Source organism: Brenneria salicis ATCC 15712 = DSM 30166 (genome assembly GCF_003315515.1).
GTDB classification, from domain to species: domain Bacteria; phylum Pseudomonadota; class Gammaproteobacteria; order Enterobacterales; family Enterobacteriaceae; genus Brenneria; species Brenneria salicis.
This window is the reverse complement of the sequence record NZ_QNRY01000004.1, coordinates 37,155-49,681: the sequence shown is the minus strand read 5'-3', so window position 1 is coordinate 49,681 and position 12,527 is coordinate 37,155. Positions and strand designations below refer to the sequence as shown.

13 protein-coding genes and 2 pseudogenes are annotated in these 12,527 nt (G+C 50.9%); 4 read left to right on the top strand and 11 right to left on the bottom strand.

Going from position 1 to position 12,527, the window contains the following annotated elements:
* Nucleotides 1-14: 14 nt before the first annotated feature.
* Both nifB and DES54_RS03310 read left to right on the top strand, forming a co-directional pair.
* Entirely contained in the window at nt 15-1,412 is a 1,398-nt protein-coding gene (gene nifB, locus DES54_RS03315; RefSeq protein WP_113865194.1) for a nitrogenase cofactor biosynthesis protein NifB, read from the top strand.
* A complete protein-coding gene (locus DES54_RS03310) occupies nt 1,412-1,936 on the top strand; it encodes a nitrogen fixation protein NifQ (protein ID WP_113865290.1) in 525 nt (174 codons plus the stop codon). The genes nifB and DES54_RS03310 overlap by 1 nt, the downstream gene beginning before the upstream one ends.
* Nucleotides 1,937-1,957: 21 nt before the next feature.
* On the opposite strand, the pseudogene DES54_RS19320 reads toward DES54_RS03310, so the two are convergent.
* Nucleotides 1,958-2,089, bottom strand: a pseudogene (locus DES54_RS19320) (substrate binding domain-containing protein); the annotation flags it as partial.
* Nucleotides 2,090-2,218: 129 nt separating this feature from the next.
* On the opposite strand from DES54_RS19320, the gene DES54_RS03300 reads away from it, so the two are divergent.
* Nucleotides 2,219-2,815 carry a hypothetical protein gene (locus tag DES54_RS03300; RefSeq protein ID WP_113865193.1) on the top strand — a complete coding sequence of 199 codons (597 nt, stop codon included), beginning with the start codon at nt 2,219-2,221 and terminating at the stop codon, nt 2,813-2,815.
* Between the two features lie 195 nt (nt 2,816-3,010).
* Here the strand turns inward: DES54_RS03300 and hutG are convergent, their stop codons facing one another.
* From hutG to pth, 9 genes and pseudogenes are all read right to left on the bottom strand, one after another.
* The gene (hutG, locus tag DES54_RS03295; RefSeq protein WP_113865192.1) at nt 3,011-3,814 is read right to left on the bottom strand and encodes an N-formylglutamate deformylase; all 804 of its coding nucleotides are present in this window, start codon (nt 3,812-3,814) and stop codon (nt 3,011-3,013) included.
* Nucleotides 3,815-3,817: 3 nt separating this feature from the next.
* Complete coding sequence (locus tag DES54_RS03290; protein WP_113865191.1) at nt 3,818-5,206, bottom strand: formimidoylglutamate deiminase; 1,389 nt, start codon at nt 5,204-5,206, stop codon at nt 3,818-3,820.
* Between the two features lie 24 nt (nt 5,207-5,230).
* Nucleotides 5,231-6,007 carry an amino acid ABC transporter ATP-binding protein gene (locus DES54_RS03285; RefSeq protein WP_113865190.1) on the bottom strand — a complete coding sequence of 259 codons (777 nt, stop codon included), beginning with the start codon at nt 6,005-6,007 and terminating at the stop codon, nt 5,231-5,233.
* Nucleotides 6,007-6,678 (bottom strand): amino acid ABC transporter permease, encoded by a 672-nt coding sequence (locus DES54_RS03280; RefSeq protein ID WP_113865189.1) that lies wholly within the window; start codon nt 6,676-6,678, stop codon nt 6,007-6,009. Before DES54_RS03280 ends, DES54_RS03285 begins: the two co-directional genes overlap by 1 nt.
* A gap of 27 nt (nt 6,679-6,705) precedes the next feature.
* A complete protein-coding gene (locus DES54_RS03275) occupies nt 6,706-7,458 on the bottom strand; it encodes a transporter substrate-binding domain-containing protein (protein ID WP_113865188.1) in 753 nt (250 codons plus the stop codon).
* A 17-nt stretch (nt 7,459-7,475) separates the two neighbouring features.
* Nucleotides 7,476-8,270, bottom strand: a complete 795-nt coding sequence (locus DES54_RS03270; protein WP_113865187.1) for an IclR family transcriptional regulator — start codon at nt 8,268-8,270, stop codon at nt 7,476-7,478.
* A gap of 233 nt (nt 8,271-8,503) precedes the next feature.
* Nucleotides 8,504-8,683 (bottom strand): annotated as a pseudogene (locus DES54_RS03265) (Arm DNA-binding domain-containing protein); the annotation flags it as partial.
* A 214-nt stretch (nt 8,684-8,897) separates the two neighbouring features.
* Entirely contained in the window at nt 8,898-9,989 is a 1,092-nt protein-coding gene (gene ychF / locus DES54_RS03260; protein WP_113865186.1) for a redox-regulated ATPase YchF, read from the bottom strand.
* A gap of 130 nt (nt 9,990-10,119) precedes the next feature.
* Nucleotides 10,120-10,758 carry an aminoacyl-tRNA hydrolase gene (gene pth, locus DES54_RS03255; RefSeq protein WP_113865185.1) on the bottom strand — a complete coding sequence of 213 codons (639 nt, stop codon included), beginning with the start codon at nt 10,756-10,758 and terminating at the stop codon, nt 10,120-10,122.
* Between the two features lie 244 nt (nt 10,759-11,002).
* On the opposite strand from pth, the gene ychH reads away from it, so the two are divergent.
* A complete protein-coding gene (gene ychH, locus DES54_RS03250) occupies nt 11,003-11,272 on the top strand; it encodes a stress-induced protein YchH (protein ID WP_113865184.1) in 270 nt (89 codons plus the stop codon).
* Between the two features lie 179 nt (nt 11,273-11,451).
* Here ychH and prs read toward each other — a convergent pair whose 3' ends face one another.
* Nucleotides 11,452-12,399 (bottom strand): ribose-phosphate diphosphokinase, encoded by a 948-nt coding sequence (gene prs, locus DES54_RS03245; RefSeq protein ID WP_121556322.1) that lies wholly within the window; start codon nt 12,397-12,399, stop codon nt 11,452-11,454.
* Nucleotides 12,400-12,527 lie beyond the last annotated feature (128 nt).

Below are 12,527 nucleotides of genomic sequence, written 5' to 3'. Positions count from 1 at the left end.
TTGAGGTTAAGCATATGACAGACAACGCATCTCTTTCAGGCAAACGATCATGCGGGCCGATGAATACGGCGCAGTTTACCCCGTTACAGGCGGATAAAGTGTCTCGCCACCCTTGTTACTCGCCGCTGGCCCATCATCGCTACGCCCGGATGCATCTGGCGGTGGCGCCGGCCTGCAATCTGCAATGCAACTATTGCAACCGCAAGTACGATTGCAGCAATGAATCCCGTCCCGGCGTTGTCTCGGAACTTTTATCGCCAGAGCAAGCGATCGCCAAAGCGAAATATGTCGCATCACAGATCCCGCAATTGTCGGTGATTGGCATTGCCGGGCCGGGCGATCCGCTGGCTAACATTGCCCGTACCTTTAAAACGCTGGAAGGGCTGCGGGCGGAATTGCCGGATATTAAGTTGTGCCTGTCCACCAATGGCCTGATGCTGCCGGATGTCATCGATCGATTGGTGGATATCGGCGTCGATCATGTCACTGTCACGGTGAACGCCATCGATGCCGTGATTGCCGAAAAAATCTATGACGGCCTGTGGTACGAAGGCGACAAACTGAACGGGCGTATCGCCGCCGATTTGCTGATTGAACGGCAGGGTGAAGGCATTCGCAAACTGGCGGAACACGGCATTATGGTGAAAGTGAATTCTGTCCTGATCCCGGAAATCAATGCCGCGCATCTCAGCGAGGTCAGCTTGCAGGCGCGCCAATGGGGAGCCGTGCTGCATAATGTAATGCCGCTGATTGCCAGGCCGGAGCATGGCACCCGGTTTGGTCTGGAAGGCGTGCGCGAACCGGATGCGGAAACGCTGGGCGAGGTGCGCGGCCATTGCGGACGGCATATGCCGCAAATGGCGCATTGCCAACAGTGTCGCGCTGATGCGATAGGGATGCTGGGCGAAGATCGCAGCCAGGAATTTCCGCTGGCTTCATTGCCTGACCGCCAGGAATCGTGGCTGCCGGCATTGTTCCGGCGGGCAAGCATTCAGGCCAGCATCGCGTCACAGGGGGAATCAGAAGAAGCCGATGCCTGTCTGGTGGCCGTCGCCAGCGGACAAGGCGAGGTGATCGATCAACATTTTGGTCATGTGGATCGCTTTCATATTTTCAGTATTTCCCGTGCGGGCATTATCCCGTTGGGTGAGCGTTTCACCCAGCGCTACTGCAAGAGTCCGACGGAGTGCGAGGAAGGCGAGCCGGAAGATCGGCTGGATCAGGTCATTGCGTTGCTGGCGGATGTCAAAGCCGTATTTTGCGCTCGTATCGGGATGGCGCCCTGGCAGCGGCTGGAAGCGGAGGGCATCGAACCCTGTGTCAACGGCGCATGGCAACCCATTCGCAAAACGCTGGAACAATGGTGGATGCAACGTGCTCAGGTGGAGGTCAGTCAGCAGGGGGTGGCATGATGACAATCTTATCCACGCCGCTGGCATGGTTGCGTTATCTGGTCGATAATCATCTGCGAGGGCTGGCGCGCTTCCCCGCCCAGATGCATCTGAATAACGACGACTGGCAACGGCTGTTGCAGCGAGTGGGACGCGAGACGCCAGCGCGTCCCGCACCGCTGGCGCAGCAGGACGCCTTGTTAAGTATGTTGCTGCGTTCACGCCAGCCGGAGTGCGAGCAGTTGGCGGATTGGTTGCTGCAATATATGGATGAAGACGCGGCGCCGATGCACTGGTTAATCGCCAGCGCTTCAATGAGTTTCAATCATCTGTGGCAGGATTTGGGGCTGGCGTCACGTGACGAACTCCGTGAATTGATGACCGTCTGCTTTGCGCCGCTGGTTGAAATGAATGCGCAGAACATGCGCTGGAAAAAATTTTTCTATCGTCAGTTGTGTCTGTCGGTGGATGGGGAACTGACCTGCCGTTCGCCATCTTGTGAAAGCTGTAGTGAAGTCGCCGTCTGTTTTGCGCCTGAGGTTTGATTACGCCGGCAAAATTGTTTTTCAAACGCTGAGTTTTCGCATCAGCGCCGTGCGCTCAAATAAATGTTCCCGCAGCCTGGTTACCAATAGCCTTATCGCCGGGGAGAACTGTTTGCGATGGGGACAAATTAAATGTAAAGGCGCGGCGTCTCCCCATTCGCCAACTCCTCGCTGTGACACGACACTCGCTGTGATACAACACACGCCGTATACAAAAAAGGCTATCCTATCCTCATCTGATAGCGATAAAGTGGTCTAAAAAATCAGTCACGGGAGAACGACATGAGGAACGGCGCGATAAAGAAAGGGATTTGCGGCCTGTTGTTGGCGCTGCCGCTGTGTACGCTGGCAGATAACGGCGATGCTGACCGGATAGCGGGTTATACCTCGCAAGATCTGGCCTCAGCATTACCTAAAAAAGTATTGAATATGACGCAACGCGAGGTGGTGGTTGATGCGCCAAATCACGCATTGCAAGCGGAGTATATCGATAATCTCTCCGGTAATAAGGCGCTGGTGACGCTTTATACGTTACCGCCTGACAAAAACGGCAAGGTGGCGGAAGCTTCGCTGGACAGCGATCTGGATCGGGTTATCGCCAGTACGGAAAAAGAGATGCTGCGCCAGCGCATTCGACCCGACAAGCGGGATGTGCCGGTTAACGGGACGACGCGATTCCGTTGTTTACAGACCATCCTGAACAATAAAGTGATGCATTCCCTTTGTTCCATGCTGGTCAAAGGACGGGTTCTGGAAATTCAGGCGATTAATATGCTGGATAATGTTCAGGATGAGGCGGGCATTCAGGCGGTAATCAACCAGCAGGACAAGTTTGTGGCAGCAATGGGCAACGCGCTGTTGTCGTTCAAAAAGTCGTGAAGCGGGGAAAATCCCTGCAACAGGCGGCTCCACTGCTTACGCCGATGGGCGTGAGTATTAGCAGTTCCTGGCGCTGGTCATCACTAATCCGGCGATGACCAGCGTATAACTGGCTAATTAAGTAGCGTTTCTTAAGAGAATAGCCGGATGAATAGAGCACATCCTGACTGGATATGATCTATCATTGATAACAGTTTAACTGTGTTGCGCAAACTCAATAGTGCTTTCGAGCATGAGCCTGAGTCTTTCCTGCATGTTACTCGCATGCTGCGCATTCCATACCCAGGGAGGAACTTCCTGCATATAAGTACTTTGCGTCAGTTCCATCTGCAAGGTATGAATCCCCTGACTTTGATCCGAATAATTTCGGGTAATATACCCCCCCTTATAGCGACCATTATTTACTGCGGTAAACAGGGGGCTCTGCTGTGCGATATTTGTAATCTGTCGCTCAAGCCTTTGGTCACAACTCGTTCCATTATTTGTGCCAATACTGAAGTCCGGCAATTTTCCGGAAAAGAATTGCGGCAACACCGAACGTATTGAATGCGCATCCCACATAACCACACGTGGAAAATCGCCGCATAATTCTTTCAGTGTTGCCTGAAGCTTGTCATGCCAGGGCTGCCAGTATTGTTCCCGGCGCCGGGCGATCTCTGCAGCATCGGGTAGACAGCCAGGAAGATAGATTTCTCCGCCATCAAAAAGATTCACTGGGCATAATCCTGTTGTCGCCTGACCTGGGTACAGCGATTCATTATTGGGTGGGCGGTTGAGGTCGACCACATAGCGCGACCACTTGGCCTGTAATATTGATGCCCCCATCTCTTTCGCAAAAGCATACAGCTTTTCAATGTGCCAGTCGGTATCAGGCACGCTCTGTGCTTCAGGCGTCAAACGGCCCGCGATATGCGCTGGAATAGCCGTTCCGGTATGTGGCATTGTAACAAAGAGTGGAGCCGTTCCACGGTGAAAAATATAATCTTCGGTCTCTGTCACCTTTTATTCCTCTATGCGATTTGCCAGCACGCGACGACGGATGGCGGCGATGTCATGATGTAATGATGCTGGCATGCTCATCCCCTGATAGCACAGCGTACCTGAGGTCCACACACGCCTGATGGCAGTTTGTCGTGAGCTTGCAAATACATGAGCGGCAAGCAGGTAATCTGACGAAATACCTGCCAAAGCAGGATGCTCGGCGTCCAACTCAACAAAATCAGCATATTGACCCGCCTGTATGCCCGAAATGAGTCTGCCAGACGCTTGTGCTCCTCCCTGTAACGCTTTCCGGTAGAGATATGTGGCAACATCGGGTTCCACGCTGTTGCAGCAGATATTACGCTGCTGATTCCGCAGTCGCTGCGAATACTCAAGTTGCAGCAACTCTTCCGCTGCGTTCACGGTAATGTGGCTGTCCGAGCCAATACCCCAAGAGCCTTTATACATTTGCCACTGACGGTAATCAAAAATGCCGTCCCCGAGATTCGCTTCTGTGGTTGGACATAAACCAATAACCGCACCGGTATCTGCCGCTTCCCGATATTCCTGTGCATCCATATGTGTTGCATGAATCAGGCACCAGCGAGAATCAACATCGAAATTATCCAGTAACCATTGCACTGGGCGCTTCCCGCTCCAGGCTAAGCAGTCATCAACCTCTTTCTGTTGTTCTGCGACATGAATATGTACGGGGGCGGTGGCATCTGCCGCAAAGATGTGAGACAGCACTGCCTGCAAATCAGCAGGATTTATCGCACGTAATGAGTGAGGAGCCAGCCCCAGTTTTACGTTCGACGACTGACAAAGGCCGAATAACTGATCCCAAAAAGCCAGGAAGGATGACATATCATGGGTAAAACGGCGCTGATGAACCTCTGGCGGCTGACCGCCAAAGCCGCTGGTCTGATACAGCACCGGCAGCAACGTCATGCCTATTCCAGTGCACTGAGCCGCGCGGACCAGCGCTGAACTCATCGCGATCGCGTCCTGATAGGGCTTTCCCCCGGGCTGGTGGTGCACATAATGAAATTCGCAGACTGAGGTATAACCCGCCGCCAGCATCTCCTGATATAACTGTGTGGCAATAATTTCGAGTTGTTCCGGTGTGATTTGCTGGGCAAATTCATACATCAGTTTCCGCCAACTCCAGAAGCTATCCGCAGGGTTTTGACGAAATTCAGCCATGCCGGAAAAAATTCGCTGGAAGGCGTGTGAATGAAGGTTTGGCATACCTGGTAGCAGCCAGGACACCGACTCGATCCCTTCAGCTGGCGTTGAGTTGGGTTCTGCGGCTGTAATTAAACCTTCGTGGTTCCATGAAATCAGTACATCCCGTTGCCAGCCTCGTTCAAGCCAGGCATGACGGGCAAAAATCTGGTGGGTGTTCATACGTTACGTTTCTCAGTTCTGGTACTATTGTCGTGTTAAAACAGCATTGAGGAATTGGCGGGTACGCTCACTTTGCGGTGCGCCAAATATCTGCTCAGGCGGACCGGCTTCCACGATGCCGCCGCCATCCATCACCACGACAACATCAGCCACTTCACGTGCAAATCCCATCTCGTGCGTTACCACCATCATGGTCATGCCTTCGCTGGCGAGCATCTTCATCACCTGTAACACTTCGCCGACCAATTCAGGGTCAAGCGCAGAAGTGGGCTCATCAAAAAGCATCACGCTGGGCGACATCGCCAGCGCGCGGCTAATAGCAACACGCTGCTTTTGTCCACCGGAAAGATTGCCCGGCATCGCTTGTGCTTTCGCGGCCAGCCCCACTTTTTCGAGCAGTGACATTGCCTGCTGCTGCGCTTTTGCTTTATCAATTTTGCGCAACATCACTGGCGCAACGCACAAGTTTTCCAGAACAGAGAGGTGAGGAAACAGGTTGAAGGACTGGAACACCATGCCCACCTCTTTGCGCAGTTCATTCAACTGTTTCTCTGGCAGAGGCTTCCCGTTGCTGATCAAAGGTATGCCGCACAGCATAATATCCCCGCGCTCGGGCAGTTCTAGCCCGTTACAGCAGCGCAGGAATGTGCTCTTGCCGGAACCACTTGGTCCGATGATGACAATCACCTGGCCGCTGAATACATTAAAATCAATGCCATTCAGCACCACATTGTCGCCATAACGTTTATGCAGATCGCGAACACTGATCTGCGGTTGTAAGCTGGCTTTGTGACTCGACATTACTGTACCCCTCTCTGATGATGCCGTTTTTCAAAGTGCCGCAATGCCATTACGGTCAGGCTGGTCAACACAAAGTAAATAATCGCAATTACTAGGTAAGTCTCAAGGTCGCGATAGGTATTACTGATGATGGTATTACCCTGCTGCATCACATCGTGGATCGTTATCAAAGAGACCAGCGCGGAATTTTTAATCAACGCAATAAATTCATTACCCAATGGTGGCAACATACGTACAACGGCCTGAGGCAGAATGATTTTCATCATTGCCTGCTTTGATGACATGCCCAGCGAACGTGCAGCTTCATTCTGTCCACGATCAATTGAGGTTATAGCGCCGCGTACAATTTCTGAAATGTAGGCGGCGGAGTAGAGGCCCAGACCAATGACGCCACAGAAAAAGGAGGGCAGCATGATCCCGAGTCGCGGCAGGCCGTAATACCAGATAAACAGTTGTACTAACAGCGGTGTGCCGCGGATCACCGCGACGTAAGCGCTGGCAATACCATACGCGGCTTTTCGCTGTGGATTGATTCTGGCAACACCTATCATCAAGCCCAGTACGCACCCCAGAATCAGAGCGCAAAGGGTTATTTCAATTGTCACCAACGTGCCTGCCAGCAGCGCATCGCTGCTGGCAAACACTGGCGAGAAATTAAGATCTAAACTCATCATTCATCCTGTGTCTTCGCCAGTGAATTACTTCGCCGAACCCGGGAACCATTTATCGACCAGCTGTTGATAGCTGCCGTCGGTTCTCAACTGTTCCAGAGCTTTGTTCATATCGGCAACCAGTGTGGTTTCATCTTTGCGCACGGCAATGCCATATTCTTCGTTGGTGAGGGTGTCAGGGAGAATTTTTACACCTCCACGGGTACGAGCGTACTGGAATGCAGCGGGTTTACCGGTTACCGCCGCATCCACGCGTCCGATACTGACCAGATTGAACATCTGCTGGTTCTTCTCAACTTCAGCGGTGTGCGCTTCTGGAATATGGGTGCGAAGCCACTCGACGGATTTGGTTCCGGTCTGTACGCTGACCTTTTTCCCTTTTAAGTCATCTGCACTTTTGATGGCGTCATTGCCTTCTTTGACCAGGACAACGAGGCCACCTGCCATGTAAGGCTGAGTGAAATTAACGACCTGCTGACGCTCTGGCGTTATATAGATAGCCGATACGGCGATATCAGCACGTCCTGCCGTCAGGCTGGGGATCAGTCCTTTAAAATCGACGTTGGTCCACTGCACGGAACGACCAAGCTTGTGCGCGATAGCTTCAGTCAGATCAATATCGAATCCCGTTATTTTTTGGTTTTCAGTAAATTCCATTGGTGGAAAAGTGGCGTCGGTTACCGCTTTGATTGGTTCCCCGGCGGCCAGCGCTGTTGCTGAAATGCTCAGTAAGCCAAGTGATAACAGGGCATGTTTAACTGTATGTTTGAATGTAGACATGGGCTCACTTCCTGAAATTAAGATTGATAATGAAAAGCAGGTGATGTCTGCTCAAATGTCGTATTCAGGCTGGCCTGAATACGTTTTGCTGCATGCAACGTATCTTCGATGAAACGCGGATGTTTATTCTGTGTACGGATGACTGGAGCCATCAGCGTCAAGGCCCCCAGCAGTTGTTGACTGGGTGACAGAATGGGAACGCTGACCCCCCATACACCCGCGTCTACTTCGCTTTCACTGCAGGCATAACCCTGCTGAACAATTGAAAGTAACTCTTTCTCATAGGCTTCGCGTTCGAACATATTGTTGTAGTAGGTTTTCGTAATATGCTGCCTCGCGGATTGCGGCATATGTGCCAGCAAGCATTTCGCTGTTGCTCCACGATGAAGCGGCAAGCTCCGGCCCTTTTCGAAAGAGCAGCGCAAAGATTGCCGGGGTTCTAACATGCTGATGCATACCGCTTCCTGATTCATCACGACTGTAACCGCAACGGTTTCTTGCGTGACATCACGTAATTCAATCATTGCTTCACTGGCATGCAGTGAAAGCAACGTAACGGCGTCAAAGTTCAGCGCCATTTGAAGACAAGCGGGACCTAGTTGATACATCGCATCAGACTCCATCACGAAACCCCAGCGGCGCAACGACGCTAACAGCCGATACAATGTGCTTTTGTTTAAACCTGAAGCATGAATAAGTTCACTGGCACTGACGGGGCGACCATATTCAGCAACGATCCGCATTACCTTTAGCACTCTTTCGGAGGTGGGTATCTGTCCATCCGGATCAACTTCGTTCCGTAATGCATCCATATGTTGATTAACCTGTCATGTGACGTTTGAGACATTAATGCAGGTGATGTGCCATCTTTGAGGAAACTTATTCCTGTAAAAAGGGAATTTGTTTTTAAACATGATTATAGAGTCGAGTAATTTTGGCGTGAGGGGGATTATTATGAAGGAAAATCACTGAAAGGATGGATTATTAGGGCGCGGTGAACTTAAATGGTGCGCACCTGCACCTTTAAGGTGCCTTGTACTTATGTTTTCGCGACATGCTCGCATTTCTCTCGCGCTTCGGCGAGTTTTACCGCGGGATACTCACCCAACGCGAACATGCTGGATTTGCCATTGGGTTTAACTTCGAGGTAGAGACCGTCGGAGTCATTGAGTCGATAAAGTTTTTCTTTCGGTTTGGCAGTGCGGCATTGCGTATCAGTGAGCATAGGAAGTCCTTGTCTATTTCTTATACCGCTATTGTGCTCACCTAAAATAAAGATGGAAACAGATTGTACTCATGTCTGTAATCATTTTGGAATGCGCTCTTATAAGGTGCCTTGAGACGGAATGAAATAAAAAATCCACGCAACTGCGTGGATTATACTGGTTTTGTTATTCTTCATGAGAGTCAGTGAGATTTCATGAGACAACAAAAATTGTTTAGACGTTGAACAAGAAATTCATCACATCGCCATCTTTTACAATGTAATCTTTGCCTTCCGAGCGCATTTTCCCGGCCTCTTTCGCGCCTTGTTCACCTTTATAAGTAATGAAGTCTTCATAGGAAATGGTTTGCGCGCGGATAAAGCCTTTCTCGAAGTCGGTGTGGATCTTGCCGGCCGCTTGTGGGGCGGTTGCGCCGACAGGGATAGTCCAGGCGCGAACTTCTTTTACGCCAGCGGTGAAGTAGGTTTGCAAGTTCAGCAGTTCATAGCCGGCACGAATAACACGGTTCAACCCTGGTTCCTCCAGGCCTAACTCAGCCATAAATTCTTCCCGGTCGGCATCGTCCAGTTCCGCAATGTCGGACTCGACGGCGGCACACACAGACACGACGACTGAACCTTCTTTCGCCGCGATTTCGCGAACTTTATCGAGGTAAGGGTTATTCTCGAAACCGTCTTCGTTGACGTTGGCGATATACATGGTTGGCTTGAGGGTCAGGAAGCTCAGATAGCGAATGGCGGCTTTGTCTTCTTCCGTCAGACCCAGCGAACGCAACATACCGGCATTTTCCAGATGCGGCAGACATTTTTCCAGCGCGGCCAGTTCCGCTTTGGCGTCTTTATCTCCGCCTTTGGCTTTTTTCTGTACGCGATGTATCGCGCGCTCGCAGGTGTCAAGATCAGACAACGCCAGTTCGGTGTTGATGACGTCAATGTCGTCCGCTGGATCGACTTTATTATTCACATGGATGATATTGTCGTTTTCAAAACAACGCACCACATGACCGATGGCTTCCGTTTCACGAATGTTGGTCAGGAACTGGTTACCCAGGCCTTCGCCTTTGGACGCGCCTTTTACCAGGCCGGCGATATCAACAAATTCCATCGTGGTGGGGAGAATACGCTGTGGCTTGACGATTTCAGCTAGTTTGTCCAGACGCGGATCCGGCATCGGCACCACGCCGGTATTCGGCTCAATGGTACAAAACGGGAAGTTGGCCGCTTCGATACCGGCTTTGGTCAGCGCATTGAACAGAGTGGATTTACCGACGTTAGGCAGCCCGACGATACCGCATTTGAATCCCATGGTTATATCACCTTAAATAACTTATTTATCAGGCAATTACTTTCGTTTGCCTGTCAGAATGAAAATATTCCGGCCGATTATACACGGAATGATGATTTATCTCGAACCGCCATCGGCATCGGTGAATGAATTATGCCGCTTTGAACGAATGCAAACGGTTCATGGCTTTAACCATGTCTTCTTTCAACAGAATTTCCGTGCAGCGAACGGCTTCCTCAATTGCGTCATCGATCAGCGTCTGTTCGCTGGCTGGCGGTTTGCCCAGCACAAAACCGGTCACTTTGCTTTTATCGCCCGGATGTCCAATACCGATGCGCAAACGATGAAAGTTGGGATTATTACCCAGCTTGCTGATAATGTCTTTCAGGCCGTTGTGACCGCCGTGACCGCCGCCTGACTTGAGTTTGGCGACGCCGGGTAATAAGTCCAGTTCATCATGGGCAACCAGAATTTCATCCGGTTGAATACGGTAGAACGTCGCCATCGCCGCCACAGCTTCGCCGCTGAGGTTCATAAAAGTGGTGGGAACCAATAAACGGATGTCATGCCCGGCCAGCGTCAAACGAGAGGTATAGCCGAAGAATTTGCTTTCTTCTTTTAGTGGTTGACGGTAGGCTTCCGCCAGACGATCAATGTACCAGGCGCCCGCGTTATGGCGGGTTGCGGCATATTCGGCGCCGGGATTGGCCAAACCGACAATTAATTTAATGCTGCTCACGGTAATATTCCAACTACACAATATTGATGCGGTATTCACGGGATGCCGCATGATTCAAATAAGTCATGAAGGCGCTAGTTTACACACAGGGCAGGTTGAACGCCAAATCTCCAGTAATTGATACCGACTAGTGACTATTTAGGTTTTTGCCTATTTATTTGTTTTAAACGTAAAAAAATATTAATTCCTGCTTGTATCTGTGATCTTGCACCCACTCATTCAATCATTTCCTTGTCTATAATTACATCAATAGCAGCAATCGTATTCATCCACAGATGTTATCTGGAGGTGACAGATGAAACGTAAGAACGCAATACTTTTGGGTAATGCCCTGATGGGGATTGGCATGGTGTTGATGATTGGCGGCATCGGTTATTCCATCATCAGCCAGTTGCCTAAATTTAATGTACCTAATTTTATGATCTACATTGATTTGGTGGGGATTTTTGCCGGCGCTATTTTCTGGCTGGTTGGTGCACGCGTGAGTGGTCATGAAGAGGTGGCGGATCGTTATTGGTGGGTCAAACACTTTGATAAACGTTGTCGCCGTCAGCGCCATTCCTGAACCGAATTTTAAAATCCGCTATGGCCGACTGGTTGTAGCTGGTTTTCGTTCTTAAATTTTCCCGCCATCAACTGTGGTTGTGCCACGGATTATCTCTCTCATCATAATAGCAAAGCCGCCATTTTACCGGCGGCTTTACTTGCTTATCGTCACAAACCGATAGATTGGTTCAAATATGATTAATGCTCAAACATGGCGGAGATGGATTCTTCGTTACTGATGCGACGAATTGCCTCGGCCAACATGCCTGACAAGGTCAGCGTGCGAACATTCGGCAAGGATTTGATGTGATCCGTGAGTGGTATGGTATCGCAGACAATCACTTCATCAATGACGGAGTTCTTAATGTTTTCATACGCGTTGCCTGAGAAGATCGGGTGCGTCGCGTAGGCAAATACGCGTTTGGCGCCACGTTCTTTCAAGGCTTCCGCCGCTTTGCACAAGGTGCCGCCGGTATCGATCATATCGTCAACCAGGATGCAGTCACGACCGGCAACGTCGCCGATGATATGCATAACCTGAGACACGTTGGCACGTGGACGACGCTTATCGATGATTGCCATATCGGTATCATTCAGCAGCTTGGCGATGGCGCGGGCGCGGACGACGCCGCCAATATCCGGGGAAACCACAATCGGGTTCTCCAGATTTTGCTGCAGCATATCCTCCAGCAGGATAGGACTACCGAAAACGTTATCAACTGGAACGTCAAAGAAGCCTTGAATCTGTTCTGCGTGCAGATCGACCGTTAAGACGCGGTCAACACCTACGCTGGACAGGAAATCGGCAACCACTTTGGCGGTGATTGGCACACGGGCGGAACGAACCCGGCGATCCTGACGAGCATAACCAAAGTAAGGAATAACCGCGGTGATACGCCCCGCGGAAGCGCGACGTAGCGCATCAACCATAACGACCAGTTCCATCAGGTTGTCATTGGTGGGTGCGCAGGTGGACTGGATGATGAAAATATCACCACCGCGTACATTTTCATTGATTTGCACGCTGACTTCGCCATCACTAAAACGACCGACTGCGGCGTCGCCAAGGCTGGTGTACAGACGGTTGGCAATACGTTGTGCTAGTTCCGGGATGGCGTTACCAGCAAAAAGCTTCATATCAGGCACGAGAAGAACCTCAGGCTTGCGTCCAGAGAAATATTGTACCTGCTCGCCATTGGGAGCAGGGCGCAATAACAGGCACAATATGCATACGGGTGTATGAATCAGGCCTGATAAAACACGTTTAACGGCAA

Excerpts from the sequence above, each read along its gene's own strand:
- DES54_RS03300 (WP_113865193.1), top strand. The coding sequence starts at position 2,219 with ATGAGGAACGGCGCGATAAAGAAAGGGATTTGCGGCCTGTTGTTGGCG.
- nifB (WP_113865194.1), top strand. The coding sequence starts at position 15 with ATGACAGACAACGCATCTCTTTCAGGCAAACGATCATGCGGGCCGATG.
- DES54_RS03310 (WP_113865290.1), top strand. The coding sequence starts at position 1,412 with ATGACAATCTTATCCACGCCGCTGGCATGGTTGCGTTATCTGGTCGAT.
- pth (WP_113865185.1), bottom strand. The coding sequence starts at position 10,758 with ATGCGGCATCCCGTGAATACCGCATCAATATTGTGTAGTTGGAATATT.
- ychF (WP_113865186.1), bottom strand. The coding sequence starts at position 9,989 with ATGGGATTCAAATGCGGTATCGTCGGGCTGCCTAACGTCGGTAAATCC.
- DES54_RS03280 (WP_113865189.1), bottom strand. The coding sequence starts at position 6,678 with ATGAGTTTAGATCTTAATTTCTCGCCAGTGTTTGCCAGCAGCGATGCG.
- DES54_RS03275 (WP_113865188.1), bottom strand. The coding sequence starts at position 7,458 with ATGTCTACATTCAAACATACAGTTAAACATGCCCTGTTATCACTTGGC.
- DES54_RS03270 (WP_113865187.1), bottom strand. The coding sequence starts at position 8,270 with ATGGATGCATTACGGAACGAAGTTGATCCGGATGGACAGATACCCACC.
- DES54_RS03285 (WP_113865190.1), bottom strand. The coding sequence starts at position 6,007 with ATGTCGAGTCACAAAGCCAGCTTACAACCGCAGATCAGTGTTCGCGAT.
- DES54_RS03290 (WP_113865191.1), bottom strand. The coding sequence starts at position 5,206 with ATGAACACCCACCAGATTTTTGCCCGTCATGCCTGGCTTGAACGAGGC.
- ychH (WP_113865184.1), top strand. The coding sequence starts at position 11,003 with ATGAAACGTAAGAACGCAATACTTTTGGGTAATGCCCTGATGGGGATT.